Genomic DNA, 25919 nt, shown 5'->3' on the forward strand with positions numbered 1-25919 from the left:
TCAGCGCGCGTGCTCGTGGTCGTGCGCGTGCGCCCCGTCGCCGCCCTCGTGGCTGTGCAGCACGCCCTCGCCGTCGGCGTCGGCGTGGAAGTGCGGCGCCATCGGGCCCGGGTCCTGCGCCACGTGGACGCCGTCGCGGAACCGGTCCAGGACGCCGAGCAGCCAGGCCCGCAGGGCGGCGACGGACGCGGCGTCCGTGCGGGACAGCGCGACGACGTCCCGCCCCTCGCGGGCGGCCGTCGCGTCGGCGACCATCCGCTCGACGTCCACGCCCACGTAGGGCGCGAGGTCGGTCTTGTTCACCACGAGCAGGTCGGCGCGGCCGATGCCGGGCCCGCCCTTGCGGGCGACGTCGCCGCCGCCCGCGACGTCGAGCACGAAGATCTGCGCGTCGACGAGGGCGGGGGAGAACGTCGCGGTGAGGTTGTCCCCGCCGGACTCGATCACGACCAGGTCGAGCGGGGCGAAGTCCCGCTCGAGGTCCTCGGCCGCGAGCAGGTTGGCGGTGACGTCGTCGCGGATGGCGGTGTGCGGGCAGGCGCCCGTCTCGACGGCGCGGATGCGCTCGGGGTCCAGCACCCCGGCGGACCGCAGGAACCGCGCGTCCTCGTCGGTGTAGATGTCGTTGGTGATGACGCCGATCCGCAGCTCGTCCGCCAGCGCGCGGCACACCGTCGCGATGAGGGAGGACTTGCCGACGCCGACGGGGCCGGCGACGCCGAGGCGCAGGGCACGGGCGGGGGCGGCGGGGATCACGGGGGGAGCGGTCTCAGGCACGGAACAACCTCTGGGTCTGGCGGGCGTGGGCCTCGGCCCACCCCTCGGTCAACGGGGCACCCGAGGCCGGGACGGACTCCGGGGTGGCGCACGCCGCCACGCGGAGCACGTGCTCCTCCGTGGCGGCGCACGCGTCGAGGACCCACCGCGCGGGGGCGAGCGGGTCCAGCGGCTCGAGCTTGAGCAGGGCCGACGCCGCGGTCTGGGCGTCGTCGTAGACGGTCAGGCGCACCACGTCCTCGGGCGGCAGGCCCGCCGCCGCGGCGATCGCGCCGAGGACGACGGCGCGCGGCACGGTGCCCGTCCCGCGCGCCGTCTCGTAGGAGACGGCGGCGCGCACGGCCGCGCTGCCGGGCCACAGCGCGCGGGCCACGCGCAGGTAGCCGCGGCCGAGCAGCCGGGACGCGTCCCGCAGCGCGCGCGACGGCGTCCGCGCGGCCCAGGCGCGCACCACCGCGTCGAGGCGGTCCGCGGTCCCTGCCGTCCCGGCGGATCCGTCCCCGGGCGGCGGGGCGTCCGCGAGCAGCCGCGCGGCGACCACCGCGGTGCCGGCCTCGACCAGGCTGACCGTGGTGGCCCGCCCCACCATCCACGCGGGGACGTCGGCGGGGGTCAGGCCGCCGCGCAGCGCGGGCTCCAGGCTCGCGGAGTGGGCGTGCCCGCCGCCGGGCAGGCGCGCGTCGGCGAGCAGCAGCGCCACCGTCACTGGGTGCGGCGTCGCGCGCTCGGGGGCCCTGGTCGGGCTGTCGGGGCTCATCGGCGTCAGAACATCGAGTAGAGCTGGGCGAGGGGCAGCCGGACGGCGGGGGCGGGCTCCACGAGGTCGCCGTCCACGCGGATCTCGAACGTGTCCGGGCGGATGTCGATGGCCGGGAGGGCGTCGTTGTTGCGCATGTCGGCCTTGGTGAGGCCCCGCGTCGAGGCGATCGGGGCGAGCTCGCGGCGCAGGCCAAGCCGCCCCGCGAGGCCGTCGTCGATCGCGGCCGGCGCGACGAAGGCGAGCGAGAGGTCCGCGCCCACCGCGTCGCCGAAGGCGGGCCGCTGGAGCACCGGCTGCGGGGTGGGGATCGACGCGTTCGGGTCGCCGAGCGCGGCCCAGGCGATGACCCCGCCCTTGAGCACCACCTCCGGCCGGAACCCGAAGAACCGCGGGTCCCACAGCACGAGGTCGGCCAGCTTGCCGGGCTCCACGGAGCCGATGTGCGCGTCCACGCCGTGCGCGACCGCCGGGTTGATCGTGTACTTCGCGACGTACCGCCGCGCCCGCTCGTTGTCCGCCGGCTCCGCGGCCGACAGAGGGCCGCGGCGGTGCTTCATCACGTGCGCCACCTGCCAGGTGCGGGTGATCACCTCGCCGATGCGCCCCATCGCCTGGGCGTCCGAGGACGTGATCGAGATCGCGCCCATGTCGTGCAGCACGTCCTCGGCGGCGATCGTCGTCGCGCGGATGCGGGACTCGGCGAACGCGAGGTCCTCGGGGATCGCCGGGTTGAGGTGGTGGCAGACCGTGAGCATGTCCAGGTGCTCCGCCACGGTGTTGACCGTGTGCGGCAGCGTGGGGTTGGTCGACCCCGGCAGCACGTGCGGCAGGCTCGCGATGGTGAGGATGTCGGGGGCGTGCCCGCCGCCGGCGCCCTCCACGTGGTACGCGTGGATGCCGCGCCCGTCGATCGCGTCGATCGTGGACCGCACGAAGCCGGCCTCGTTGAGGGAGTCGGAGTGCAGGGCCACCTGCAGGCCCCACTCGTCCGCGGCCCGGAGCGCGGCGTCGAGCGCCGCGGGCGTGGACCCCCAGTCCTCGTGCACCTTGTAGCTCGCCGCCCCGGCGAGCGCCTGCTCGGCCAGCGACGCGGCGCTCACCGTGTTGCCCTTGCCCAGCAGCAGCACGTTGAGCGGCAGGGCGTCGAGCGCGCGCAGCATCGACCGCAGGTGCCAGGAGCTCGGCGTCACGGTGGTGGCCTTCGACCCCTCCGACGGGCCGGTGCCGCCGCCGGCGACCGTCGTGATGCCCGTGGCCAGGGCCTCGTGCAGGGCGGACGGCGACAGCAGGTGCACGTGCGGGTCGAAGCCCCCGGCCGTGAGGATCCTGCCCTCGCCCGAGATCACGTCGGTGGACGGGCCGATCACGAGGTCCGGGTGCACGCCGTCCGCGACGTCCGGGTTCCCGGCACGGCCCAGCGCGACGATCCGCCCGTCGCGCAGCCCCACGTCGGCCCGCACCACGCCCCACCAGTCGAGCACCACGGCGCCGGTGATCACCGTGTCGAGGGCGCCCTCGGCCCGGGTGCGGGTGGACTGCGCCATCGACTCCCGGATCGACTTGCCACCGCCGAAGACCGCCTCCTCGCCGCCCACCGTGCGGTCCTCGGTGACCTCGATCCACAGGTCGGTGTCGCCGAGGCGCACCTGGTCCCCGACGGTCGGCCCGTACAGGGCCGCGTAGCGCTCGCGGTCGATCCAGACCATCAGTCCTCCTGCTCCGTGTCCTGCTCGGCGTCCTGCTCGGTGTTCTGCTCGTGCCGGACGGCGCCGAGCGCGCCGCCGTCGTGCTTGCCGCGCTGGATGCCGGGGACCCTCCGCGCCCCGCGGATCGTCACGGCGTCCACCTCGCGGCTCACCCCGGGCTCGAACCGCTGCGAGGTGCCCGACGGCACGTCGAGCCGGAAGCCGTGGGCGGCCGCGCGGTCGAACCGCAGCGCGGTGTTGGCGTCGGGCAGGTGCACGTGCGAGCCCACCTGCACGGGCCGGTCGCCGGTGTTCTCGACGACGAGGCGCAGCCGTTCGTGGGCGGGGCGGGCGTTGAGCTCGATCCGGCCGGGGGCGACGCGGATCGCGCCCGGGCCGGTGGACGGGGCAGCGGACACGGGACCTCCTGTCAGTGCGGTTCGGGGTGGGGTCGGGACACCGGGGTCCAGGGGCCGGTCACGGGGCAGGTCACGGGACCGGGTGGTGCAGGGTGACGAGCTTGCGCCCGTCCGGGAACGTGGCCTCGACCTGCACGTCGGTGAGCAGCTCGGGGACACCGTCCATCACCTGCTCGCGGCCCAGCACCTCGCGGCCGGTCCGCATGAGCGTCGCGACGTCGGCGCCCTCCCGGGCGCGCTCGATCAACCAGCACGCCAGCAGCGCGACGGACTCCGGGTGGTTGAGGCGCACGCCGCGGTCGAGCCGGTCGCGCGCCACCATGCCCGCGACGGCGAGCAGCAGCTTCTCGGTGTCGGCGGGGGTCAGGTGCACGGTGCGTCCTCCGGACGGGTGGTGGGCGGGGTCGCAGCTCGGCTCGCTCTCCGGCTCGCTGCTCGGCTGGCTCCTCGGGTCACGTCCCGGGTCACAGGGCCATCGCCTCCCGGGCACCGGCGACGGCCGCCGCCCCGCCGCCCGAGCCCCGGCGCGTCACGCGGCCGGAGGCGAGCACGGCGTACTCGGCCGCGTGCTCCACGGCGAAGCCGAGGTGCTGCTCGACGAGCAGCGCCGACAGCCCGCCCGAGCCCGTCAACGTCGTGATCGCGGCGTAGATCTCGCTCACGACGTTCGGCTGGATGCCCTCGGCCGGCTCGTCGAGCACCAGCAGCCGCGGCCCGGTGACCAGGGCGCGGGCGATGGCGAGCTGCTGGCGCTGGCCGCCGGAGAGCAGGCCGGCCTGCCGGCCCAGCAGCTCGCGCAGCGCGGGGAACAGGTCGAGCGCGTCGTCCGTGCGCCGGCGCCCGGCGGCGCCGTGGGCGTCCGCGACCACCTGGAGGTTCTCGCGCGCGGTGAGCTGGCCGAACGACTGCTGGCCCTGCGGGACGTACGCGATCCCCGCCCGGACCCGGCGGTGCGTGGGCAGGCGGGTGACGTCCTCGCCGGCGAGGCGCACCGTCCCGGCCCGCGCCGGCAGCAGGCCCAGCACCGCCTTGAGGAGCGTCGTCTTGCCCGCCCCGTTGTGGCCGAGGACGGCGGTCAGCGCCCCGTCGCCCACGGCGAGGTCGACGTCGTGCACCACGACCGTGCGGCCGTACCCGGTGCTCAGACCGCTCAGCTCGAGCATCATGCGCCCGCCTCCGTCCCTGTGGTGGTCGCGCCCGCCGTGTCGACGGTCGGGGCGCCGAGGTACACCTCGACGACGGCCGGGTCCTGCTGCACCTCGGCGACGGTCCCCTCGGCGAGGACGCGGCCCTGGTGCATGACGGTCACGGAGTCGGCGTACGAGCGCAGGAACTCCATGTCGTGCTCGACGACCACGACGACGCGCTGCGAGCCGACCCGGCGCAACAGCTCCCCGGTCTCCTCGCGCTCCGCCTGCGTCATGCCGGCCACCGGCTCGTCGAGCAGCAGCAGGTGCGCGTCCTGCACCAGCAGCATCCCGATCTCCAGCCACTGCTTCTGACCGTGGGCGAGGACGCCGGCCGGGACGTCGCGCAGCGCGGCGAGCCCGACGGTCTCCATCGCCTGCTCCACGGCCTCGGGCGGGGCGCCGCGCCGCCGGAGCATCGTCGCCGGGCCGCGGCGGGCGCCCGCGGCGACGTCGAGGTTCTGCAGCACGGTGAGCTCCTCGAACACGCTCGCCGTCTGGAAGGTGCGGCCCACCCCGGCGCGCGCGACCCGGTGGGTGGCGCGGCCCAGCAGCTCGGCGCCGCCGAACCGCGCGGAGCCCGCCGCGGCGCGCACCAGGCCGGTGACGGCGTCGATGAGGGTCGTCTTGCCGGCGCCGTTGGGCCCGATGAGGAACCGCAGGTCGCCCTGCGTCACCGTGAGGTCGACGTCGCGGACGGCCACGAAGCCGCCGAACTCGACCCGCAGGCCGCGCACCTCGAGGTAGTCGTGCCGGAACCGGGCCGTGTCGTCGCCCAGCAGCGCCTCCGCGGCGGCGAGGTCGATCTCGGGCGTGGTGGTCGGCTGCTCGCTCATGCGCGGCTCCCCTCGGGCACGAGGTCGGATGACGGGGCGTCGTCGGGCACGACGTCGCCGGGCCCACGGTCCCGGGCGCGGAGCCGGCGCCGCGCCGACGTCACGAGCGACGCGAGACCGCCCGGCAGGAACGCCACGACGAGCACGAACAGCGCGCCCTGCAGGTAGATCCAGCCCGACGGGAACTGCTCCGACATCGTGGTCTGCGCCCAGCTCACGGCGACGGAGCCGAGCACCGGCCCGAGCAGGGTGGCCCGGCCGCCGATGGCGACCCCGACGAGGAAGCCGATGGACGGCACGACGCCGACGTCGGCGGGGGACACGATGCCGACGATCGGCACGAAGAGCGCCCCGCCGACGGCGGCCATCACGGCCGCGACCACGTAGACGACGGTCTTGACCGCGGCCGGGTCGTAGCCGAGGAACCGCACGCGGTCCTCCTGGTCGCGCACGGCGACGAGCACCTCGCCGAACCGGGACACCATGAGCTGCCGGGCCACGGCGACCATGACGAGCAGCACCCCGGCGGCGATGAGGTAGAGCATGCGCTGGTTGACCGGGTCCGCGAGGTCGTAGCCGAAGAACGACCGGAACCCGTTGAGCCCGTTGGTGCCGCCGGTGGTCTGCTGCTGCCCGATCAGGAGGATGGCGAAGGCGGCGGCGAGCGCCTGCGACAGGATCGCGAAGTACGCCCCGCGCACCCGTCGCGTGAAGACCGCCCAGCCGAGCACGGCGGCCAGGGCCGCCGGCAGCAGCAGGACCAGGGCGACCGCGACGCCCGGCGAGCGCAGCGGCTCCCACCAGCCGGGCAGCTCGCCCGTGCCGTACAGCAGCATGAAGTCGGGCACCCCGCCGGGCCCGGCGTCGGCCAGCTTGAGGTGCATCGCCATGAGGTAGGCGCCCAGGCCGAAGTAGACGCCCTGCCCGAGGGTGAGCAGGCCGCCGCGGCCCCAGGCCAGGCCGATCCCGACGGCCACCATCGCGAGGCAGAGGAACTTGCCCAGCAGGCCGAGCCGGAACGGGCTCAGGAGGACGGGGGCGACCGCGAGCAGCAGGACGGCGGCGAGGCCGAAGCCGGCCAGGGCGCGGGCGCGTCCGGAGCGGGTCAGGGCCGTGAGCCGGGACCGGGCGGGTGCGGGGGTGGTCATGCGAGGCTCCTGGTCCGGACCGAGACGAGGCCCTGGGGTCGTACCTGCAGGAACGCGACGATGACCACGAAGACGAGCACCTTCGCGACGGACGCCGTGGTGGAGAACTCGAAGAACGCCTGCAGCAGGCCGAGCGCGGTGGCCGCGATGACGGTCCCCTTGATCTGCCCGATGCCGCCCGCGACGACCACGAGGAACGCGTCGACGATGTAGCTGGTGCCGAGGGTCGGGCCGACGGAGCCGAGCAGGGTGAGCGCGACCCCGGCCACCCCGGCGAGGCCGGAGCCGACGAAGAACGTCAGACGGTCGGTGGCGCGCGAGGAGATCCCCGACGCCTCGGCGAGGTCCCGGTGCTGCACGACGGCCCGGATCCGCCGCCCGAGCGGGGTGCCCCGCATGACGAGGGCCAGCGCGACGACGCAGACGACGGCGAGCGCGAGGATGAAGAGCCGGGTCTTCGGCAGCGCGAGGCCGCCGACGGCGACCGCGCCCGACAGCCAGCCGGGCGCGGCCACGTCCACGTTGGGGGCGCCGAACACGTCCCGGGCCACCTGCTGCAGCAGCAGCGCGACGCCCCAGGTGACGAGCAGGGTGTCGAGCGGGCGCCGGTACATCCGGTGGATGAGCGTCGCCTCGAGCAGCAGCCCGAGCGCCCCGCCGACGACGAAGCCGAGCGGCAGCGACACGAGCAGGCTCGCGCCGGGGTCGCCGACGAGCCCCTGGATCACGAACGCCGTGTAGGCGCCCGCCATCATGAACTCGCCGTGGGCCATGTTGATCACGCCCATCTGACCGAAGGTCAGGGCGAGGCCCAGGGCCGCGAGCAGCAGCACGGAGCCGAGGCTCAGGCCCGCGAAGAGCTGGGAGAGGAGGGTGTCCATGTCGTGTCCGCCGTCGTGTCCGCCGCGCCGGGTCAGGAGAGCCCGTCGGCCCAGTCGTAGCCCTTGAGGAACGGGTCGGGCTCGATGGGCTCCTCGGAGCTCCACTCGGTGTGGATGAGGCCGTCGTCGCCGATGCGGCCGATGAGCGCCGTCTTGGCGACGTGGTGGTTCTCCCCGTCGACCACGACCGTGCCCTCGGGGGCGTCGAAGGTGACGCCGCCGGCCGCCTCCTGCACGTCCGCGACGTCGAAGGACCCGGCCTTCTCGACCATCGCCCTCCAGAGGTACAGCGACGTGTAGGCCGCCTCCATCGGGTCGGACGTCGGGCGGTCCTCGCCGTACTCGGCCTTGAACGCCTCGACGAACGCGTCGTTCTCGGGGCTGTCGACCGTCTGGTAGTAGTTCCAGGCGGTGAGCTGGCCCTCGACGTTGTCCACGCCGATGCCGCCCACCTCCTCCTCGGCGATGGACACCGACACGACGGGCATGTCGTCGGCCGACAGGCCGGCGTTGTTGTACTCCTTGAAGAACGCGACGTTGGAGTCGCCGTTGAGCGTGTTGAAGACGGCGTCCGCGCCGGCGGCCTTCACCTTGTTCACGATGGTGGAGAAGTCGGTGTGGCCGAGCGGCGCGTACTCCTCGCCGACGATCTCGATGCCGTGGGCGGCCGCGTAGGCGTTGATGATCTTGTTCGCCGTGCGCGGGAACACGTAGTCGGACCCGACGAGGAACAGGGACTTCGTGCCCTGCTCGGCGAGGTAGTCGAGAGCCGGCACGATCTGCTGGTTGGTCGTGGCGCCGGTGTAGAAGATGTTCGGCGACGACTCGAGGCCCTCGTACTGCACCGGGTAGAACAGCAGCGAGTCGTTCGCCTCGAACACGGGCAGCATCGCCTTGCGCGACGCGGAGGTCCAGCCGCCGAACACCGCCGCGACGCAGTCGCTGGTGATGAGCTTGGTGGCCTTCTCGGCGAAGACGGTCGGCTCGGACTGCCCGTCCTCGGAGACGATCTCGAGCTGCTTGCCGAGCACGCCGCCGTCGGCGTTGATCTCGGCGGCGGCCAGCTGGAGGGAGTCGTGCACCGTCTGCTCGGAGATCGCCATCGTGCCCGACAGCGAGTTGAGGAAGCCGATCTTGACCGCGTCGCCCGACGTGTCGACACAGCTCGCCGCGGCGGAGGACGAGGCGTCGCCACCCGCGGCGTCGACCCGGGACCCGCACGCGGAGAGGGCCGCGACGGCGAGGACGGCGAGCGCGGCGACGACAGGTCGGGTGGTGCCGGTGCGCGTGGTGCCCGTGGTGCCCGCGCTGCTTCGAGGACGCATGGTGCTCCGTTCGTGGCGGTGGCCCGAGGGCCTGGTTAGGTTCAGATGAACCCAAGTACGTCCACGTGTCCCCGCCGTGAGTTCGGCGTCACCATCGTGTTACGGCTGCCCCGGGCGCGGGTGCGATCATGGGGGCATGGCACACGGCGACCCCCTCGTCCTCGGTATCGAGACCTCCTGCGACGAGACGGGCGTCGCGCTCGTCCGCGGCGACGAGCTGCTGGTGGACGCCGTCGCCAGCTCCATGGACGAGCACGCGCGGTACGGCGGGATCATCCCGGAGGTCGCCAGCCGCGCCCACCTCGAGGCGATGGTCCCGACCATCACCCGGGCGCTGGGGGAGGCCGACGTCGACCTGTCCGAGATCGACGCCGTCGCCGTCACCGCGGGACCGGGCCTGGTCGGCCCCCTGACGATCGGCGCCTCCGCGGCGAAGGCGCTCGCGATCGGCCTGAACAAGCCGCTGTACGGCGTCAACCACGTCATCGGGCACGCCGCGGTCAACCAGCTCGTCGACGGCCCGTTCGACGGGCGCACGATGGCGCTGGTCGTCTCGGGCGGCCACAGCACCCTGATGCTCGTGGACGACATCGCGACCGGGGTGACGGAGCTCGGCTCCACCCTCGACGACGCGGCGGGGGAGGCGTTCGACAAGGTCGGCCGCCTGCTCGGCCTGCCGTACCCCGGCGGCCCGCACGTGGACCGCCTCGCGCGCGAGGGCGACCCCGAGGCCATCCGCTTCCCGCGCGGCCTCACGGCCGCCAAGGACCAGGCGAAGCACGCCTACGACTTCTCCTTCTCGGGCCTCAAGACCGCCGTGGCCCGCTGGATCGAGGCCTGCGTGGACTCCGGGCGCGAGGTGCCGGCGGCCGACGTCGCCGCGTCCTTCGCCGCGGCCGTGGCGGACGTGCTCACCGCCAAGACCATCGCCGCGTGCCGCCGGCACGACGTCGGCACGCTGGTCGTGGGCGGCGGGTTCTCCGCGAACAGCCAGCTGCGCGGCATGGCCGCAGAGCGGTGCGCGGAGGCCGGCATCGACCTCCGCATCCCGCCCATCCGGTACTGCACCGACAACGGCGCGATGATCGCCGCGCTCGGCTCCGCCGTCGTGCGCGCCGGGGCGGCGCCGTCGACCCTCGACTTCCCCGTCGAATCGTCGATGCCGATGACCACCATCACCGTCTGAACGGCTGCGCCGGAAAAGGTCTCGTCGCCGCGGGGGCGCGTCGGTAGCGTCGCGACCCGTGGACACCGCGCGCCCGAGCATCTACCAGCACCCGCTCGCCTACCTCGTCGGGCTCGAGGGGGTGGCGCTGATGCGGGCGTTCGCCGGCGAGCACGACCGGGCGTTCGTCGAGGCGCGGCTGGCCGACGTGCGCGCCCTGCTGGACGCGGCCGACCGGTTCGGCGACGGCCACGACGTGCCGCCGATCAGCACCCAGGACGGCTACCGGCACTGGGCCCCCCGCTACGACGGCCCGAACGGGTTCTGGGGGATGGAGGAGCCGCTCGTCCGGCCCCACCTGGAGCGGGCGGAGCCGGTCGTGGTGATCGACGCCGCGTGCGGCACGGGCCGGCACACGGAGTGGCTGGTGGAGCAGGGGCACGACGTGCTCGCGTTCGACTCCTCGCCCGACATGCTCGCGGTCGCCCGCGCGAAGGTGCCCGGCGCCCGGTTCGCGCAGGCCGACCTGTCCGCCCTGCCGGTGCCCGACGCCTCCGCTGACCTCGTGGTCGTCACGCTCGCCCTGTGCCACGTGCGGGACCTGGGCCCGGTGCTCGCCGAGCTGGCGCGCGTGCTGCGCCCCGGCGGCCGGCTCGTCGTCTCCGACACCCGCGGGTACTTCGTCGGGTCCCCGCTGTACCCGCTCGTCGAGGGCGCGGACGGCGAGTTCGGGTACATCCCGAACTGGCGGCACTCCACGAGCGAGTACCTGCAGGCGGCCCTGCCCGCGGGGCTCGTGCCGCGGTTCTGCCGCGAGTACGCCGGGGGCGGCGCGGACGACGTCGACGGCGGCCGCGAGTACACGGCGGCCGCGGACGCCGGCACCGGCGCGTTCGACCCGGCCGCCGACCTGGCGTTCGAGGACCCGACGAGGCCGCCGAACATCTGGGAGATGATGCCGTGGGTCGCCGCGGCCTCCCACGCGGCCTACTTCCGCGCGCCGGTGCTCATCGTGTGGGACTTCGAGAAGGCGTAGCGACCGGCGTCGTCAGGCCGCGGGCAGGGGGCGGCCCGCGTGCAGCTCGGCGACCAGCGACGCGACGACGGCCTCGAGCCCGTCCTGCCCGCCGCCGTGGGCGCGGGCCACGGCCCGCTGCCGCTGGTACGACGCGCCGGTGCGCACGATCTCCCGCACGCCGTCGAGCTCGGCGGCGCAGCCCAGCCGGTCCGCCACGGGTTCGAGGGTCGTGAGGAGGCGCGGGAGGGCGTCGGTGACGAGCTCCTCCTCCCCGGCGTCGTCGAGGATGATGATCGCGTCGGTGCCGTAGCGGGCGGCGCGCCACTTGTTCTCGTGCACGAACCATGGCGGCAGGGTGGGCAGGCGCCGGCCCTCGTCGAGCATCGTCGACAGGTGCTCCACGAGGCAGTGCACGAGCGCACCGAGCGCGGCCAGCTCGAGGGTGTTCGACGTGCCGTCGCAGATGCGCACCTCGACGGTGCCGAAGTGCGGGGCCGGGCGCACGTCCCAGCGCACCTCGGTGAAGTCGTCGATGACTCCGGTGTGCAGCATGTCGGCGACGTACCGCTCCAGCTCGGCCCAGCCGCCGAACTGGTACGGCAGCCCCGCCGTGGGGAGCTGCTGGAAGATCATCGTCCGCATCGAGGCGTAGCCGGTGTCGTCGCCCCCGAAGAACGGCGACGACGCGGACAGCACCTGCAGGTACGGCAGGTGCACGAGCAGCGAGTTCACGATCGGCAGCACCTTGGCCCGGTCCTCGATGCCCACGTGCGCGTGCACGCCGTAGACGATCTGCTGGCGCCCCACGACCTGCGCCCGGTCGACGACGGTGGCGTACCGCTCCTTGTCGGTGACCTTCTGCTGCGACCAGTGCGCGAACGGGTGCGTGCCCGCGCCCATGAGGTCGACCCGCATCGGGCCGGTCGCGTCGTGGATCGCGGCGATCCCGCGCTCGAGGTCGGCGATCGCGTCGGGGACCGTGCGCCGCACGCCGCTGATCACCTCGACGGTGTTGCGCAGGAACTCGGGCTTGACGTAGCGGTGGCGCACGTCGTCCGCGACCGCCTCGATGACCGCGGGGGCCACCTGCCGCAGGTTGCCGGAGTCGGCGTCGACCAGCGCGAGCTCCCACTCGAGGCCGACGCTCGACCGGTCGGAGGCGGCAAATTCCAGCACCATGCGGGCAATGCTTCCACGCCCGGGCGCTCGGGCGCGCGTCGGTCCCGCGGGGTCTCAGCGCAGGGGCTCGACGACGAGGACGTGCTGCACCCCGCCGACGCGCGTGAGCACGAGCGTCGCCTCCGCGTCGCCCTTCGGCGAGAGCTGGGCGCGCAGCTGCTCCGGCGTGACCGCCGTGCCGCGCTTCTTGATCGTCAGGCGGCCCACGCCGCGCTCGCGCAGGTACGCCTTGAGGCGCTTGAGGTTGAACGGCATGACGTCGAGCACCCGGTACCCCGTCGCCACCGGAGCGGCTCCGGCGGCGGGCGGCGGCGCGGGCTGGTCGGTGGTGACGTACGCGATGGTCCGGTCGAGCAGCCGGCCGCCGAGCTCGTCCGCGGCGTGGGCGACGAGCCCGGCCCGGATGACGGCGCCGTCCGGCTCGTACAGGTAGGCGCCGGCGGGCCCGACGTCGGGCACGAGGTCCGAGCCGTCGCCGTCGGAGCGCAGGGTGCGCGAGGCCGTCGCGCCGTCGCGCGTCGTGAGCACGAGGGCGGAGCGCCCGGGCCCGTCGGCCGCGAGCGGCCCGAACCACAGGCCCGCCTCGACGACGTCCCCGTCCACGGAGACCCACTGCGTCTCGGCGTCCGCGGGCAGGCCCTGGTGCGGGATGCCGGGCCCGACCTTGATGCCGAGCGCGGGGACCTGGTCGCGCAGCGCCCAGACGGCGTCGAGCGGGGGAGCGTAGGCGGCCGGGTCGAACACGCGCCGCCCGCCGCGGGTGCGCCGGGCCGGGTCGGCGTACACGCCGTCCACGCCCTCGGCGGCGAGGTCGAGCGCGAGCCCGTCGGTGTGCCGTACCTCCGCCTCGGGGAAGTGGCGCAGGTTCACGGTGGCGAGCGCGGCCGTCATCTCGTCGATGTCCGTGGCGAGCACCTGGAGGCCCACGCCCGCGAACGCGAGCGCGTCCGCGCCGATCCCGCTGGTGAGGTCGGCGACCTTCGAGACGCCGGCGGCGAGGTAGCGCCGCGCGTGCAGCGCCGCCACGACGAGGCGCGTCGCCTGCTCCACGCCGTCGGGCGTGAACAGCATCCCGTCCGCGAAGTCGCCGAGCTTGGCGCGGGCCTTGGCGCGCAGCCGCGACTGGGTGAGCGCGGCGGCGGCGAGGTCGGCGTCGACCCCCTCGGCACGCAGCCGCGTGGCGAGCGCCATCGCCTGCTTCTCGTCGTACGGGGGGAGCGAGTTGAGCAGCGCCCACCCGTCCGGGCTCAGCAGCTTGCTCACGGAGGCGGCGTCCATCGGGCCATCGTCTCAGGCGCCGGCGCGAGGGAGTTCGCATGACGCCCACGGCGAACTGCTGGCACTCGACTTGTCAGAGTGCTAACGCCTGCCTAGATTTGTCGTCAGCGACCGCAAGGCTGTACCGGCACCCGCGACGACGGCCAGCCCTCGGACGCGACCTGGTCAATCAGCAAGTCCATCCACGCATCGCGAATCAAGGAGGTCCGACGTGTCGGTCCCCATCAAGCCGCTCGAGGACCGGATCGTCGTCAAGGCCATCGAGGCCGAGACCACGACCGCTTCCGGCCTGGTCATCCCGGACACCGCCAAGGAGAAGCCCCAGGAGGGCGAGGTCCTGGCCGTGGGCGAGGGTCGCTTCGACGACAAGGGCAACCGCGTCCCGGTCGACGTCAAGGTCGGTGACAAGGTCATCTACAGCAAGTACGGCGGCACCGAGGTCAAGTACGCCGGCGAGGACTACCTCGTCCTGTCGGCCCGCGACATCCTCGCGGTCGTCGTCGCCTGACGACTCCGTGACGCAGAAGGCCTCGCACCGTCGTCGGTGCGGGGCCTTCGTGCTTCCTCAACCGGTCTTGCGCGCTCCGCCGGCGAGGATGGCCGACCGCTCGTCCTCGCTGAGCCCGCCCCACACCCCGTAGGGCTCGCGGACCCGGAGCGACTGCTCCCGGCACTGCATCATCACGGGGCAGGCGCGGCAGATGGCCTTCGCCGCCTCGGCCCGGCGTCGACGGGTGGACCCGCGCTCGCCCTCCGGGTGGAAGAACAGCGTGTCGTCCTCGTCGCGGCACGAACCCTGGTACTGCCACTCCCACAGCTCCATCACCGGGCCGGGCAGCCTCGAGATCTCCGTCATGTCGAACAACCTACAAGTTGTGCAGAAGTTGTTCAAGATGCCGATTTGTGACGAGGTTCGATGATTCAGTGTTCAACTTTTCGCCCGTCGCTGAACTGGTTCGACCGGGTTCTGAACCGCTTTGACCTGCATCGTCGACGTGTTCCGCGGCGCGCCCGGCGGCGCGGTGGCGACCCTCCGGTCCTCTCGGCAGAATCGACGCCATGACCTCATCCCGACCCGCCCCTCACGGGGGCGGGTCTCGCGCGTCGAGCCCGGGCCTCGCCGTCGCGGCGGTCGCCAGGCGCCTCGGGGTGGCACCCGCCACCCTGCGCACGTGGGACCGCCGCTACGGGCTCGGCCCGTCCGCCCGCACCGCAGGCTCGCACCGTCGCTACACGCCCGAGGACGTGGCGCGGCTGCTCGTCATGCGCCGGCTCACCCTGGAGGGGGTCGCGCCGGTCGACGCCGCCAAGGCGGCGCTCGATGCCGGCGTGGAGGAGCTGGAGGAGGCGACGGAGCAGGCCGCGTCGTCGGCGTCCGGCGAGGCCGACCAGGACGTCCCGGAGGGCGAGGACGAGCGCCCCGCCGCCCCGGCGGGCGAGGAGGCGCCGCGGCCCGGGCGCGCGCACCTGCGGGCGCTGCCCGGCGGCGGCGAACGAAGCATGGCCGCCAGCAGCCACGTCCCGGGTGGGAGCGCTTCCGGCCGGGTGTCCGCCGTCGTCGACGCCGCCCTCGCGTACGACCAGCAGGCCTGCGACGAGATCCTGGCCATCCCGGCGCAGGGCGACCCGGCGGTCTGGTGGACCGAGATCGCCGAGCCGGCGTGGCAGCGCGTCGCCCAGCGGACGGTGCTCGCCGGCCCCGGCGCCGTCCCGGAGGTCGTGCTCGCGACCGCCGCCCTGCGCGCGCTGCGCGACTTCACCGAGGCGTTCGAGCGGGCCATGGTGGCCGGGGGAGCGCCGCCGGCCAACCACCCGAGCCGGATGCGCAAGATCGTGCTCATCTTCGCCGCGCCCGACGAGGTGGTGCCGCTGTCGGCGCACGCCCTCGCCGCCGCGCTGACCGCCAAGGGCGCGACCGCGCGGATCGTCACCGGCCCCGCCAGCACCCACCGCTCGCTCGAGCTCGTGACGATGGTGCGGCCCGCCGCCCTCGTGCTCGCCACGTCGCAGCGACGCCCTGACCTCGACCTCGTCCACGCCGTGCACGAGGGGTTCGCGGAGCTGCCGATCATCGTCAGCCTGCGCCGCGACGACGCCGCCAGCGAGCTGCCGCTCGCGCCGACCGTGCAGCGGGTGCGGTCGTTCACCGCGATGCTGCACGAGGCCCTCGCCGTCGTGACGTGACGGCGGGCCGGGCCGGCGGCGTGAGGTCGGCCACGTGAGGTCCCGTGGGGCGGGACGGCCGGAATAAGGCCGGCGCCCAGAACGTAGACTCCTGTCATGACGGACTCGACCTCGCCCGCGCACGACCCGTTCGGATTCCTCGGCCTCACCTACGACGACGTCCTGCTGCTGCCGGGGTACTCGGACCTGGCCCCGTCGGACATCGACACCACGTCGCGCCTGACGCGCGAGATCTCCCTGCGGGTGCCGCTCGTCTCGGCCGCGATGGACACCGTCACGGAGTCGCGGATGGCGATCGCGATGGCCCGCCAGGGCGGCATCGGCGTCCTGCACCGCAACCTCTCGATCGAGGACCAGGCGTACCAGGTGGACCTGGTCAAGCGGACGCAGACCGGCATCATCTCCAACCCGGTGACGATCGGCCCGGACGTCACCCTCGAGGAGCTCGACAAGCGGGCGGGGGAGTACCGCATCTCCGGCTTCCCGGTCGTGGACGCGGGCGGCCGCCTCACCGGCATCGTCACCAACCGCGACCTGCGCTTCACGCCCGTCGCCGAGTGGGCCACGACCAAGGTCTCCGAGGTCATGACGCCCGCGCCGCTCATCACGGGCCCGGCCGGGATCTCGCGCGAGGACGCCACGCTGCTGCTGCGCAAGCACAAGCTCGAGCGCCTGCCGCTGGTCGACGAGGAGGGCCGCCTCGCCGGCCTCATCACCGTCAAGGACTTCGTGAAGTCCGAGCAGTTCCCGAACGCCTCCAAGGACGGCCAGGGCCGCCTGCTCGTCGGCGCGGCCATCGGCTACTTCGGCGACGCGTGGCAGCGCGCGACCACGCTGGTCGACGCCGGCGTCGACGTGCTCGTGGCGGACACCGCGCACGGCAACGTGCGCATGCTGGTCGACATGGTCCGCAAGCTCAAGACGGACCCCGCCACGCGCCACGTCCAGGTGATCGGGGGCAACGTCGGGACGAAGGAGGGCGCGCAGACCTTCGTCGACGCGGGCGCGGACGCGATCAAGGTCGGGGTCGGCCCGGGCTCGATCTGCACCACGCGCATCGTGACGGGCGTCGGCGTGCCGCAGATCACCGCGGTGTACGAGGCGTCGCTGGCCGCGCGCGCCGCCGGCGTCCCGGTCATCGCCGACGGAGGCATGCGCCACTCGGGCGAGATCGGCAAGGCTCTGGTGGCGGGCGCGGAGACCGTCATGCTCGGCTCGATGCTGGCCGGCACCGAGGAGGCGCCCGGCGACACGATCCTCGTCAACGGCAAGCAGTACAAGGCGTACCGCGGCATGGGCTCCATGGGCGCGATGTCGTCCCGCGGCAAGAAGTCCTACTCGAAGGACCGCTACTTCCAGGCCGAGGTCGCCAGCGACGACATGATCGTGCCCGAGGGCATCGAGGGGCAGGTCCCCTACAAGGGCACCCTCCACACGGTCGCCCACCAGCTCGTGGGCGGGCTGCACCAGTCGATGTTCTACGTCGGTGCGCGCACCATCCCCGAGCTGCAGGCCAAGGGGCGGTTCGTCCGCATCACGTCGGCGTCGCTCAAGGAGAGCCACCCGCACGACGTGCAGATGACCGTCGAGGCGCCGAACTACGCCGGCTTCTGAGCCGCGGTCCCCGCCCACGATGACGGCCCGGGCCCTCCCTCGCGGAGGACCCGGGCCGTCGTCATGACCGGACGAGGGCGGTCAGGACGCCATCACGCGCGCGTGCAGCGCCTGCACGGCGTACCGCGCGGACCAGAACGCGCCGTGCTGCCAGGCGGACACCTCGGACATCCAGTCGCCCGCGAAGAAGACGCGGCCGGCGCCCTGCTGCAGCAGCCTGAAGCCCGCCGACGACGTGTCCGGGTAGGCCCAGGCGCCCTCGATGTACGGCACCTTGTGCCAGGCGATCGAGAACGACGACTCCAGCTCGGTGCGGTACTTCTCGCCGTGGATCTTCACGCCCTGCGCGACGGCGCGCCGCTCCCGCTCGCGGGGCGTGAGGTCGGCGTAGGTGCGGGCGTTCGTCCCGGTGTTGTAGTAGCCGACCACGAGCCCCTTGCGCTCCCCGTACCCGTACGACGGGTACCAGACGTGCGCCAGGTCCATGTCGGTCTCGGTGATGCCGCCGAAGATGCGGTGGTCGTCCTCCCACCACCGGGACCGGTACTGCAGGCCGATCTTGCCGGCCGGCGAGCCGACGGCGAACTCGCCCAGGGCCGCGTCGATCCCGGCGCCCCAGTTCGTGTCCCACGTCCGCATCTGCCCGGCCGGCGCGGCGACGACGGCGAAGTCCGCCTCGATCTGCCGGGGCCGCCCGTGCGCGGGGGTGTACGTGACGCGCACGCCGCCCGGGGTGTTCTCGACCCCCGTCACCGGGGAGCCGAAGTGCACGTTCTGCTTGCCGATCGCCTTGACGAAGTACTGGTACGTGGTGTCCATCCCGCCCTTGGGCTGGAACATGAGCATCGACTGCTCCCAGTTGATCTCGAACGGGAAGTACTGCCCCACCTTCGAGGCGAGCACCTCCGAGACCGTGCCCGGGCCGGCGAGCGGCGTGCCGTGCTCGTTCCACGCCGACGGGTACGTCGCGAAACCGCGGTTGTCGCCGCCCGCGTAGGTGCCGTCCGCCTTCAGCGAGCCCCAGCTGCGCAGGAAGGAGCGCAGGTTCTCCTTGTCCGCGGCGGTGAGCCGCTGGTCCAGCGCGCCCTGGTCGGTGGCGTAGGACAGCAGCTCCGAGGTGTACCCGAAGACGTCCGCCTTGGCCGTGCGGTAGCGGACCGGGTTCCCGGGCGTCGCGCCGCTCTTCTCGTTGTAGAGGTAGGCGTCGGCGTTCGCGTTGGTGAACACCTCGTACGGCACGCCGAGCTCGCGCAGGTAGTCCATGGTCACCATCCACTGCGCGATGCGGCCGGCGCCGGCGTTCATGTAGACGCCGTCGTCGAACCGCGCCGTCTGCGTCACCCCGTCGACGTCGGTCTCGGAGTCCCCGCCGCGGATGGTCAGCGTGCGGCCGCCGGGCCGGTGCCGCGCCTCGAGCACCGTGACCCGGTACCCGGCCTTCTGCAGCTCGTACGCCGACGCGAGCCCTGCCGGGCCGGCCCCGACGACCACGACCTTCTTCGCCGAGCGTCCCGTGAGCGTGAAGTCGCTGCCGCGCGGCGGGGTCCAGGCGGCGGCGGTGGGCTGGGCGGCGGCCGTGGGGGCGAGGCCCATCGCCCCCATCGTGGCGAACATGACGCCGGCGCTGGACCCCACGCCGACGGCCTGGAGGAAGTTACGGCGGGAGAAGCCGGACGGGCGGCCGTCGGTGACGGTGTCAGTGACCATGGGCACTACCTCTCGTGTCGAAAGGCCTGACGGACGGACGCGGACGGCCCTCGATGCCGGGCGCCGCCGTCAGCACCGCGCCCGACGGTAGGAGGGGCGCGTCACGGCACGGGGTCGGTGGCGTTACCGGGTCGTCGCCCGCGGTAACGAGTGCGTTTCGACGACGTCGTCGCAGGTCGGAAGGCCGTGCCGCCACCTGCGGCGCCGCCGGCCGACCCCGGACGGACCCGCGGCCGTCATCCGGGCGAAACGGCGCGCACCTACGTTCCCGGGCATGAAGAACACCACGAAGGTCGTCCTCGCGGTCGTCGTCACGACCGCCGTCGCCGTGCCCGCCACCGCCGTCGCGGGCGGGCGTCTCTTCGAGCCCCGGCCCACCGAGGCGCACTCGTTCGTCACCGGCGACACCCCGTCGATCGCCGACGGCGTCGCCATCGGCAAGAACGTGGCCTGGTACAAGTCGTCCGGGCTGGGGCCGTCCGCGCTGAACCGGGCCCCGGGCGTGTCCGCCGAGGAGCGCTACGTCCCCACCGACGTGTTCCCTGGCGGCGAGCTGCCCGACGGGGTGACGCTCACCGAGGCCCAGGGGATCAACGCGCTGATGCGCATCGGGGAGAACCTCGAGCGCGCGGGCCTGTCGTACGACGACGTCGTCTCCATGCGCGTGTTCCTGCAGAACCCGGACGGCGAGGAGGCGATGGACTTCGCGGGCTGGAACCGCGCCTACCGCCAGTTCTTCGCCAACACGAACCTCGCCACCGGCAGGACCCTCGACGTCGCGCTGGGCTCGAAGACCGGCGCCCCCCTGGTGGTCAACGCGGCCCGGCCCTCGCGGTTCGCCCTGGAGATCGAGAACCTGCCCGTCGACGGGTGGCTGGTGGAGGTCGAGGTCGACGCCGTGTACGACCGCTAGGCCGACGGCGCGAGGGACGCGACCTCCCGGGCGGCGGGGCCTTCCGGCCCGCCGCCCGGGAGGTCGGGCGGGTCAGTCCTTGAAGGTCTCGATGTTGGCGCCGAGCTCGCGCAGGCGCTCGGTGAGGCCCTCGTAGCCGCGGGCGATGATGTCGACCCCGCGGAGCACGGAGGTGCCCTTCGCGGCGAGCATCGCGAGCAGGATGACGACGGCGGGCCGCAGCGCGGGCGGGCAGCTCACCTCGGCGCCGGACCAGCGCGTGGGCCCGGTGACCTGGAGGCGGTGCGCGTCCAGGAGCCGCACGTCGGCGCCGAGGCGCGTGAGGTCCGTGAGGTGGACGGCGCGGCCCTCGTAGACCCAGTCGTGGATGAGGGTGGTGCCCGTCGCGTTCGCGGCGATGACCGCGAAGAACGGCAGGTTGTCGATGTTGAGACCCGGGAACGGCATCGGGTGGATCTTGTCGATCGGCGCGTGCAGCTCGCTCGGGTGCACGGTGACGTCGACGAGGCGCGTGCGCCCGTTGCGTGCGAGGTACTCGTCGCTCTGGGTGTAGCGCAGCCCCATCTCGGCGAGCGTGGCGAGCTCGATCTCCATGAACTCGATGGGGACGCGGGCCACCGTGATCTCCGACCCGGTGACGATCCCGGCGGTGAGCAGGCTCATCGCCTCGACCGGATCCTCGGAGACGGCGTACTCCACGTCCACGTCGATGTCCGTGCGCCCGTGGACGCGGAGCGTCGTCGTGCCGATGCCCTCCACCCGGACGCCGAGCAGCTCCAGGTAGAAGCACAGGTCCTGGACCATGTAGTTGGGGCTGGCGTTGCGGATGGTGGTCACGCCGTCGCGGCGGGCTGCGGCCATGAGCGCGTTCTCGGTGACGGTGTCGCCGCGCTCGGTGAGTACGACGGACAGGTCGGCGCCCGACGCCGGCGCGACCGTGGCGTGGTAGTTGCCGCCGGTCGCGGTGACGGCGAGGCCGAACGGCCGCAGCGCGATCATGTGCGGCTCGACCGTGCGGGTCCCGAGGTCGCAGCCGCCCGCGTACGGCAGCTCGAAGGTGTCGCGCAGGCCCAGCAGCGGGCCGAGGAACATGATGATCGACCGGGTGCGGCGCGCCGCGTCCACGTCGATCGCGGCGAGGTCGAGCTGGTCGGGCACCACGATCTCGAGGTCGCGGCCGCCGGTGGTCCAGGTCGCGCGGACGCCGACGGAGCGCAGCACGTCGACGATCCGGTCGACCTCCACGATGCGGGCGACGCCGCGCAGCGTGGTGCGGCCGCGGTTGAGGAGCGACGCGCACAGCAGCGCGACCGCGCCGTTCTTCGAGGAGTTGACGTCGATGCGGCCGGAGAGGGTCTGGCCGCCGCGCACGCGCAGGTGCGCGTGCTTGGGGCCACCGAGGCTGATGATCTCGGAGTCGAGCGCGAGGCCGATCCGGTTCAGCATCTCGAGGCTGACGTTCTGCGCGCCCTGCTCGATCCGGTGGACGGCGCTCTGGCTGGTGCCGAGCTGTTCAGCGAGCTGGGTCTGGGTGAGGCCGCGGTTCTGGCGGGCGCCGCGGATGAGGGCGCCGACCTGACTCAGGGGTGCATCGTCGATCATCGTCATGCGAGCGACGATATCTCATGGATGAGATATTGGAGACCCGATCGACCCTCGTGACGCCGGATCCGACCTTCTGGGCAGGTCCTTCATCCGTGTGGTGAGATGCGACTCGTCAGCGGGCGCCCGCCGCCGGCCAGGCCGTCGAGGTGGGCGGTCGGCTGTCGGCCTCGGCGGCGCGCTCGGCGTTGACCCGCTCGGCCCACGCCCGGTGCGCGCCCGACTGCGCGGCGTGCAGCGCGTCGAGGGCGACGCTCCGCAGGTGCGGGTGCGCCGCGAGCTGGGCGTCGAGGACGTCGAGGGTGGCCAGGACGTCGACGTCCGCCGTGTGCAGGGCGCCTTCGCCCTCGATCCCGTACAGGGCGCACAGGTCGCCGAGGCGGCGCTTGCCCGCGCGGGCGCCGTCGAGCCAGCGGTCGAGGACGAGCGGGTCGAGGACCGGCGCGACCGGGCGGCCGAGCCGCTGCGGGACGGTGGGCAGGCCGTGCCGGGCGAGCTCGACGTCCAGGAGCGTCAGGTCGAAGGAGGCGTTGTACGCGACGAGGGGCACGCCGTCACGCACCTGGGCCACGAGGATCGCGGCGATCTCCTCGAGCGCGCCGATGGGCTCGCGCCCCTGCGCCCGGGCGTGGGCCGTGGTGATGCCGTGGATGGCGGTGGCCTCGGCGGGGATCTCGACGCCGGGGTCGAGCAACCAGGTCCGCACGGTGCTTCCGCCGCCGGGGGAGCGCAGCACGAGCGCCGCGGTGACGATGCGGTCGGACCCGACGTCGAGCCCCGTGGTCTCCGTGTCGAAGCCCAGCAGGGGGCCGCGGGACCAGCCGGGCTCGGGCGGGGTCGCGACCGGCGCCGCCCCCGCTGCCTCGTGGTCCGCGTACGTCGTCATGTCCACGGACTGTGCCACCGGCCACCGACAGGACCGCGCCGGTAGGCTGTCCTGGTGAGCAACGAGATCGAGATCGGGCGCGGAAAGCGCGGCCGCCGCGCATACTCCTTCGACGACATCGCGATCGTGCCCTCGCGGCGCACGCGCGACCCGAAGGACGTCTCGGTGGAGTGGCAGATCGACGCGTACCACTTCGACCTGCCGATCCTGTCGGCGCCGATGGACTCCGTCATGAGCCCCGCCACCGCCGTCGCGCTCGGCAACCACGGCGGCCTCGGCGTCCTCGACCTCGAGGGCCTGTGGACGCGGTACGAGTCGCCCGAGCTGCTGCTGGCCGAGATCCGCGACCTGCCCGCCGAGTCCGCGACGCGGCGCATGCAGGAGATCTACGCCGAGCCCATCAAGCCCGAGCTGATCACGCAGCGCCTCAAGGAGATCCGTGCCGCGGGCGTCACCGTCGCCGGGGCGCTGTCGCCGCAGCGCACGCAGGAGCACTACCAGACCGTGGTCGACGCCGGCGTGGACCTGTTCGTCATCCGCGGCACCACCGTCTCCGCCGAGCACGTCTCCGGCAACGCCGAGCCGCTGAACCTCAAGAGGTTCATCTACGAGCTCGACGTGCCCGTCGTCGTCGGCGGCGCGTCCACCTACACCGCCGCGCTCCACCTCATGCGGACCGGCGCCGCCGGCGTCCTCGTCGGCTTCGGCGGCGGCGCGGCGCACACCACCCGCGTGGGCCTCGGCATCCACGCGCCCATGGCCACGGCCGTGTCCGACGTCGCCGCGGCCCGCCGCGACTACCTCGACGAGTCGGGCGGGCGCTACGTGCACGTCATCGCCGACGGCGGCGTGGGCCGCTCCGGCGACATCGTCAAGGCCGTCGCCTGCGGCGCGGACGCCGTCATGCTCGGCGCGGCGCTCGCGCGGGCGTCCGAGGCGCCCGGCCAGGGCTGGCACTGGGGTCCCGAGGCGCACCACTCGGTGCTGCCGCGCGGCGAGCGCGTGGCGGTCGGCACGGCGGGCACCCTCGAGCAGATCCTCTTCGGGCCCAGCGGCACCGCCGACGGCACGCTCAACCTCGTCGGCGCGCTGCGGCGGGCCATGGCCACGACCGGCTACTCCGACCTCAAGGAGTTCCAGCGGGTCGAGGTCGTCGTGTCGCCTTACCAGCCGCGGTGACGGCCGACGCCCCGACGCGGGACGCGCTCGACGTCGCGTTCCGCGAGATCGAGGACGGCGACGTCGAGCAGGTCGTCGCGCTGTGGGAGGCCTGCGGGCTGACCCGGCCGTGGAACGACCCGCGCCTCGACGTCGCCGACGCGCGCAGCACCCCGACGTCGACGGTCCTCGTCGGCCTGGCGGGCGACCGCCTGGTGTCGTCCGCGCTCGCCGGGTACGACGGGCACCGCGGCTGGCTGTACTACGTGGCCGTCGACCCGCAGGCGCAGGGGAGCGGCCTCGGCCGCGCCACCGTGGCCGCCGCGGAGGCCTGGCTGCGCGGCCGGGGGGTGCGCAAGGTGCGCCTCATGGTGCGGTACGGCAACGAGCGGGTGCTGGGGTTCTACGACGCGCTCGGGTACGCCGACTCCGAGTGCGTGGTGCTGGGGCGCGACCTGTAGCCCGTCTCCGCAGGTCGGCGTCCGCGGCGAGTTCCCGGTCGCGCTGAGAGCGAACCTGGGGACGACGGTTGCGGCGTGGTCGGCCGACCCGCGTAGGGTGGCCGCCATGCCGACCGCGCACGAGGGCGAAGGCGCTCTCGGGGAACTGCTGGACCCCGAGCTGCCCGCCGCCACCTATGTCCTGGAGCCCGACGTCGTGGAGCCGCTCTCGCGGCGCATCGTCACCTCCCACACCGCCGGGACGCACCGCTCGACGCTGCCCTTCACCGGCGCCCCGCTCGCCGCGTTCCCGCTGTCCTCGCCGGAGGACGTGGCGACGGCCGTCGGCCGCGCCCGGGCCGCCCAGGGTGACTGGGCCCGCACCCCCCTGCGCGAGCGGGTCGCCGTCCTCGACCGTCTCGGCGTGCTCGTGCTCCGGCGGCAGTCGGAGATCCTCGACCTGATCCAGATGGAGTCGGGCAAGGCGCGCCGAAGCGCGTTCGAGGAGGTCGCCGACGTCGCGATGGCCTGCCGGCACTACGCCGTGCGCGGCCCGGGGTACCTGGGCGCGCGCCGGGTGCCCGGCATGCTGCCGGTCCTCACCGGGGTGCGCGTGCACCGCCGTCCGGTGGGCGTCGTGGGCGCGATCTCGCCGTGGAACTACCCGCTGTCGCTCGTGCTGTCCGAGGCCGTGCCGGCGCTGCTGGCCGGGAACGCGGTGGTGCTCAAGCCGGACCCCCAGACGACGCTGTCGGCGCTCTGGGTCGCGGAGGTGCTCCAGGACGCGGGGCTGCCTGACGACCTCTTCCTCGTCGTCGCCGGCGGCGGCGACATCGGCGCCGCCCTCGTGGAGCACGTGGACCACATCGTCTTCACCGGGTCGACCGCGACGGGCCGCAAGGTGGCCGCGCGCGCCGGGGAGCGGCTCATCGGCACCACGCTCGAGCTGGGCGGCAAGAACCCGCTGTACGTGGCGGCGGACGCCGACCTGGACTCCGCGGTGCCCGGCGTCGTGCGGGCCTGCTTCTCGAACTCCGGCCAGCTGTGCATGTCCATCGAGCGGCTGGTGCTGCACGAGCGGATCGCCGACGAGTTCCTCGACCGGTTCACCGCCGCCGTGCGCGACCTCACGCTGGGCACCGGGCTGGACTACACCGCCGACGTCGGCTCGCTGGTCTCCGCCGCGCAGCTCGACCGGGTCGTGGAGCACGTGGACGACGCTCTCGCCAAGGGCGCCCGCGCTCTGGTCGGCGGCGTGCACCGCTCCGACGTCGGGCCGTACTTCTACGCCCCGACCGTGCTGGACGACGTCCCCGCCGACGCGCTGTGCGCCCGTGAGGAGACGTTCGGGCCGGTGGTGTCGGTGACGCGGGTGGCGTCCGACGACGAGGCGGTGCGCGTCATGAACGACACCGAGTTCGGTCTCAACGCGAGCATCTGGTCCACGGACGTCGCGCGGGCCAGGCGCCTCGCGGCCCGCGTGGAGTCCGGGACCGTGGTGATCAACGACGGCTACGCGTCCGCCTGGGGATCCGCGGGCGCGCCGATGGGCGGTTTCAAGGCCTCCGGGCAGGGGCGGCGCCACGGGCGCGAGGGCATCGAGGCGGTGACGGAGGTCCAGACCGTCGCCGTCCAGCGGGGCGCGCGTCTCGGCGCCTCCCTCGACACCCTCTACGCGCTCGGCGGCGAGACGCCGAGCCGCGTGCTCACGGTCGCGCTCGGCGCCATGCGGCGGCTGCGCCTGCCCTGACGCGGCG

The 25919-nt window shown here is 73.8% G+C and carries 25 protein-coding genes; 9 read left to right on the forward strand and 16 right to left on the reverse strand.

All coding sequences use genetic code 11. The features are described 5' to 3' along the window. The 10 genes from ureG to urtA form a co-directional block, all read right to left on the reverse strand. On the reverse strand, nucleotides 1–777 hold the full coding sequence (gene ureG, locus ACFU9A_RS07660) for an urease accessory protein UreG (protein ID WP_430574632.1): 777 nt from the start codon (nucleotides 775–777) through the stop codon (nucleotides 1–3). Then, nucleotides 770–1534, reverse strand: coding sequence for an urease accessory protein UreF (locus ACFU9A_RS07665; RefSeq protein ID WP_430574633.1), 765 nt, complete (start codon nucleotides 1532–1534; stop codon nucleotides 770–772). Before ACFU9A_RS07665 ends, ureG begins: the two co-directional genes overlap by 8 nt. A gap of 5 nt (nucleotides 1535–1539) precedes the next feature. Then, entirely contained in the window at nucleotides 1540–3243 is a 1704-nt protein-coding gene (locus ACFU9A_RS07670; protein WP_430574634.1) for an urease subunit alpha, read from the reverse strand. Beyond that, nucleotides 3243–3641: an urease subunit beta gene (gene ureB / locus ACFU9A_RS07675; protein WP_430574635.1), complete on the reverse strand. Its 399-nt coding sequence runs from the start codon at nucleotides 3639–3641 to the stop codon at nucleotides 3243–3245. The genes ACFU9A_RS07670 and ureB overlap by 1 nt, the downstream gene beginning before the upstream one ends. 70 nt (nucleotides 3642–3711) lie before the next feature. Continuing rightward, the gene (locus ACFU9A_RS07680; RefSeq protein ID WP_430574636.1) at nucleotides 3712–4014 is read right to left on the reverse strand and encodes an urease subunit gamma; all 303 of its coding nucleotides are present in this window, start codon (nucleotides 4012–4014) and stop codon (nucleotides 3712–3714) included. A gap of 91 nt (nucleotides 4015–4105) precedes the next feature. Continuing rightward, nucleotides 4106–4807 carry an ATP-binding cassette domain-containing protein gene (locus tag ACFU9A_RS07685; RefSeq protein ID WP_430574637.1) on the reverse strand — a complete coding sequence of 234 codons (702 nt, stop codon included), beginning with the start codon at nucleotides 4805–4807 and terminating at the stop codon, nucleotides 4106–4108. Then, nucleotides 4804–5664, reverse strand: a complete 861-nt coding sequence (gene urtD, locus ACFU9A_RS07690) for an urea ABC transporter ATP-binding protein UrtD (protein WP_430574638.1) — start codon at nucleotides 5662–5664, stop codon at nucleotides 4804–4806. The genes ACFU9A_RS07685 and urtD overlap by 4 nt, the downstream gene beginning before the upstream one ends. Further along, nucleotides 5661–6812: an urea ABC transporter permease subunit UrtC gene (gene urtC, locus ACFU9A_RS07695; protein WP_430574639.1), complete on the reverse strand. Its 1152-nt coding sequence runs from the start codon at nucleotides 6810–6812 to the stop codon at nucleotides 5661–5663. The genes urtD and urtC overlap by 4 nt, the downstream gene beginning before the upstream one ends. Beyond that, on the reverse strand, nucleotides 6809–7693 hold the full coding sequence (gene urtB / locus ACFU9A_RS07700) for an urea ABC transporter permease subunit UrtB (RefSeq protein WP_430574640.1): 885 nt from the start codon (nucleotides 7691–7693) through the stop codon (nucleotides 6809–6811). Before urtB ends, urtC begins: the two co-directional genes overlap by 4 nt. A gap of 32 nt (nucleotides 7694–7725) precedes the next feature. Then, entirely contained in the window at nucleotides 7726–9018 is a 1293-nt protein-coding gene (gene urtA / locus ACFU9A_RS07705; protein ID WP_430574641.1) for an urea ABC transporter substrate-binding protein, read from the reverse strand. Nucleotides 9019–9154: 136 nt separating this feature from the next. On the opposite strand from urtA, the gene tsaD reads away from it, so the two are divergent. Beyond that, a complete protein-coding gene (gene tsaD, locus ACFU9A_RS07710; RefSeq protein ID WP_430574642.1) occupies nucleotides 9155–10204 on the forward strand; it encodes a tRNA (adenosine(37)-N6)-threonylcarbamoyltransferase complex transferase subunit TsaD in 1050 nt (349 codons plus the stop codon). A gap of 58 nt (nucleotides 10205–10262) precedes the next feature. Beyond that, nucleotides 10263–11219 (forward strand): methyltransferase domain-containing protein, encoded by a 957-nt coding sequence (locus ACFU9A_RS07715; protein WP_430574643.1) that lies wholly within the window; start codon nucleotides 10263–10265, stop codon nucleotides 11217–11219. A 12-nt stretch (nucleotides 11220–11231) separates the two neighbouring features. Here the strand turns inward: ACFU9A_RS07715 and ACFU9A_RS07720 are convergent, their stop codons facing one another. After that, nucleotides 11232–12380, reverse strand: a complete 1149-nt coding sequence (locus ACFU9A_RS07720) for a glutamate--cysteine ligase (protein WP_430574644.1) — start codon at nucleotides 12378–12380, stop codon at nucleotides 11232–11234. 54 nt (nucleotides 12381–12434) lie between these two features. Continuing rightward, entirely contained in the window at nucleotides 12435–13658 is a 1224-nt protein-coding gene (locus ACFU9A_RS07725; RefSeq protein ID WP_430574645.1) for an SAM-dependent methyltransferase, read from the reverse strand. A 211-nt stretch (nucleotides 13659–13869) separates the two neighbouring features. On the opposite strand from ACFU9A_RS07725, the gene groES reads away from it, so the two are divergent. After that, complete coding sequence (gene groES / locus ACFU9A_RS07730; protein ID WP_079572552.1) at nucleotides 13870–14166, forward strand: co-chaperone GroES; 297 nt, start codon at nucleotides 13870–13872, stop codon at nucleotides 14164–14166. Between the two features lie 57 nt (nucleotides 14167–14223). Here groES and ACFU9A_RS07735 read toward each other — a convergent pair whose 3' ends face one another. Beyond that, nucleotides 14224–14514 (reverse strand): WhiB family transcriptional regulator, encoded by a 291-nt coding sequence (locus tag ACFU9A_RS07735; protein ID WP_430574646.1) that lies wholly within the window; start codon nucleotides 14512–14514, stop codon nucleotides 14224–14226. A 203-nt stretch (nucleotides 14515–14717) separates the two neighbouring features. Between ACFU9A_RS07735 and ACFU9A_RS07740 the strand changes: the two genes are divergently transcribed. Next, nucleotides 14718–15842, forward strand: a complete 1125-nt coding sequence (locus tag ACFU9A_RS07740) for a MerR family transcriptional regulator (protein WP_430574647.1) — start codon at nucleotides 14718–14720, stop codon at nucleotides 15840–15842. Nucleotides 15843–15938: 96 nt separating this feature from the next. After that, nucleotides 15939–17456: an IMP dehydrogenase gene (gene guaB, locus ACFU9A_RS07745; protein WP_430574648.1), complete on the forward strand. Its 1518-nt coding sequence runs from the start codon at nucleotides 15939–15941 to the stop codon at nucleotides 17454–17456. A gap of 81 nt (nucleotides 17457–17537) precedes the next feature. Here guaB and ACFU9A_RS07750 read toward each other — a convergent pair whose 3' ends face one another. Next, on the reverse strand, nucleotides 17538–19163 hold the full coding sequence (locus tag ACFU9A_RS07750; RefSeq protein ID WP_430574649.1) for a flavin monoamine oxidase family protein: 1626 nt from the start codon (nucleotides 19161–19163) through the stop codon (nucleotides 17538–17540). A gap of 274 nt (nucleotides 19164–19437) precedes the next feature. Between ACFU9A_RS07750 and ACFU9A_RS07755 the strand changes: the two genes are divergently transcribed. Beyond that, a complete protein-coding gene (locus tag ACFU9A_RS07755; protein WP_430574650.1) occupies nucleotides 19438–20076 on the forward strand; it encodes a Rid family hydrolase in 639 nt (212 codons plus the stop codon). Between the two features lie 72 nt (nucleotides 20077–20148). Here ACFU9A_RS07755 and ACFU9A_RS07760 read toward each other — a convergent pair whose 3' ends face one another. Continuing rightward, nucleotides 20149–21684, reverse strand: coding sequence for a helix-turn-helix domain-containing protein (locus ACFU9A_RS07760; protein WP_430574651.1), 1536 nt, complete (start codon nucleotides 21682–21684; stop codon nucleotides 20149–20151). A gap of 109 nt (nucleotides 21685–21793) precedes the next feature. Next, nucleotides 21794–22564: an exonuclease domain-containing protein gene (locus ACFU9A_RS07765; protein ID WP_430574652.1), complete on the reverse strand. Its 771-nt coding sequence runs from the start codon at nucleotides 22562–22564 to the stop codon at nucleotides 21794–21796. 54 nt (nucleotides 22565–22618) lie between these two features. On the opposite strand from ACFU9A_RS07765, the gene ACFU9A_RS07770 reads away from it, so the two are divergent. From ACFU9A_RS07770 to ACFU9A_RS07780, 3 genes are all read left to right on the forward strand, one after another. Then, nucleotides 22619–23743, forward strand: a complete 1125-nt coding sequence (locus ACFU9A_RS07770) for a GuaB3 family IMP dehydrogenase-related protein (RefSeq protein WP_430574653.1) — start codon at nucleotides 22619–22621, stop codon at nucleotides 23741–23743. Further along, nucleotides 23740–24183, forward strand: coding sequence for a GNAT family acetyltransferase (locus ACFU9A_RS07775; RefSeq protein WP_430574654.1), 444 nt, complete (start codon nucleotides 23740–23742; stop codon nucleotides 24181–24183). The genes ACFU9A_RS07770 and ACFU9A_RS07775 overlap by 4 nt, the downstream gene beginning before the upstream one ends. A 106-nt stretch (nucleotides 24184–24289) precedes the next feature. Then, nucleotides 24290–25912, forward strand: a complete 1623-nt coding sequence (locus tag ACFU9A_RS07780; RefSeq protein ID WP_430574655.1) for a succinic semialdehyde dehydrogenase — start codon at nucleotides 24290–24292, stop codon at nucleotides 25910–25912. The last annotated feature ends 7 nt before the right edge of the window (nucleotides 25913–25919 follow it).

The organism is Isoptericola sp. NPDC057653, assembly GCF_042799955.1.
Taxonomy (GTDB): Bacteria; Actinomycetota; Actinomycetes; order Actinomycetales; family Cellulomonadaceae; genus Isoptericola.

Coding starts and splice junctions, on each gene's coding strand:
- ACFU9A_RS07735 (WP_430574646.1), bottom strand. CDS start 14,514: ATGACGGAGATCTCGAGGCTGCCCGGCCCGGTGATGGAGCTGTGGGAG.
- ACFU9A_RS07720 (WP_430574644.1), bottom strand. CDS start 12,380: ATGGTGCTGGAATTTGCCGCCTCCGACCGGTCGAGCGTCGGCCTCGAG.
- ACFU9A_RS07765 (WP_430574652.1), bottom strand. CDS start 22,564: ATGACGACGTACGCGGACCACGAGGCAGCGGGGGCGGCGCCGGTCGCG.
- ACFU9A_RS07740 (WP_430574647.1), top strand. CDS start 14,718: ATGACCTCATCCCGACCCGCCCCTCACGGGGGCGGGTCTCGCGCGTCG.
- urtA (WP_430574641.1), bottom strand. CDS start 9,018: ATGCGTCCTCGAAGCAGCGCGGGCACCACGGGCACCACGCGCACCGGC.
- ACFU9A_RS07685 (WP_430574637.1), bottom strand. CDS start 4,807: ATGATGCTCGAGCTGAGCGGTCTGAGCACCGGGTACGGCCGCACGGTC.
- guaB (WP_430574648.1), top strand. CDS start 15,939: ATGACGGACTCGACCTCGCCCGCGCACGACCCGTTCGGATTCCTCGGC.
- urtB (WP_430574640.1), bottom strand. CDS start 7,693: ATGGACACCCTCCTCTCCCAGCTCTTCGCGGGCCTGAGCCTCGGCTCC.
- ACFU9A_RS07750 (WP_430574649.1), bottom strand. CDS start 19,163: ATGGTCACTGACACCGTCACCGACGGCCGCCCGTCCGGCTTCTCCCGC.
- tsaD (WP_430574642.1), top strand. CDS start 9,155: ATGGCACACGGCGACCCCCTCGTCCTCGGTATCGAGACCTCCTGCGAC.
- ACFU9A_RS07665 (WP_430574633.1), bottom strand. CDS start 1,534: ATGAGCCCCGACAGCCCGACCAGGGCCCCCGAGCGCGCGACGCCGCAC.
- ACFU9A_RS07760 (WP_430574651.1), bottom strand. CDS start 21,684: ATGACGATGATCGACGATGCACCCCTGAGTCAGGTCGGCGCCCTCATC.
- ACFU9A_RS07670 (WP_430574634.1), bottom strand. CDS start 3,243: ATGGTCTGGATCGACCGCGAGCGCTACGCGGCCCTGTACGGGCCGACC.
- ACFU9A_RS07780 (WP_430574655.1), top strand. CDS start 24,290: ATGCCGACCGCGCACGAGGGCGAAGGCGCTCTCGGGGAACTGCTGGAC.
- ACFU9A_RS07755 (WP_430574650.1), top strand. CDS start 19,438: ATGAAGAACACCACGAAGGTCGTCCTCGCGGTCGTCGTCACGACCGCC.
- urtD (WP_430574638.1), bottom strand. CDS start 5,664: ATGAGCGAGCAGCCGACCACCACGCCCGAGATCGACCTCGCCGCCGCG.
- urtC (WP_430574639.1), bottom strand. CDS start 6,812: ATGACCACCCCCGCACCCGCCCGGTCCCGGCTCACGGCCCTGACCCGC.
- ACFU9A_RS07725 (WP_430574645.1), bottom strand. CDS start 13,658: ATGGACGCCGCCTCCGTGAGCAAGCTGCTGAGCCCGGACGGGTGGGCG.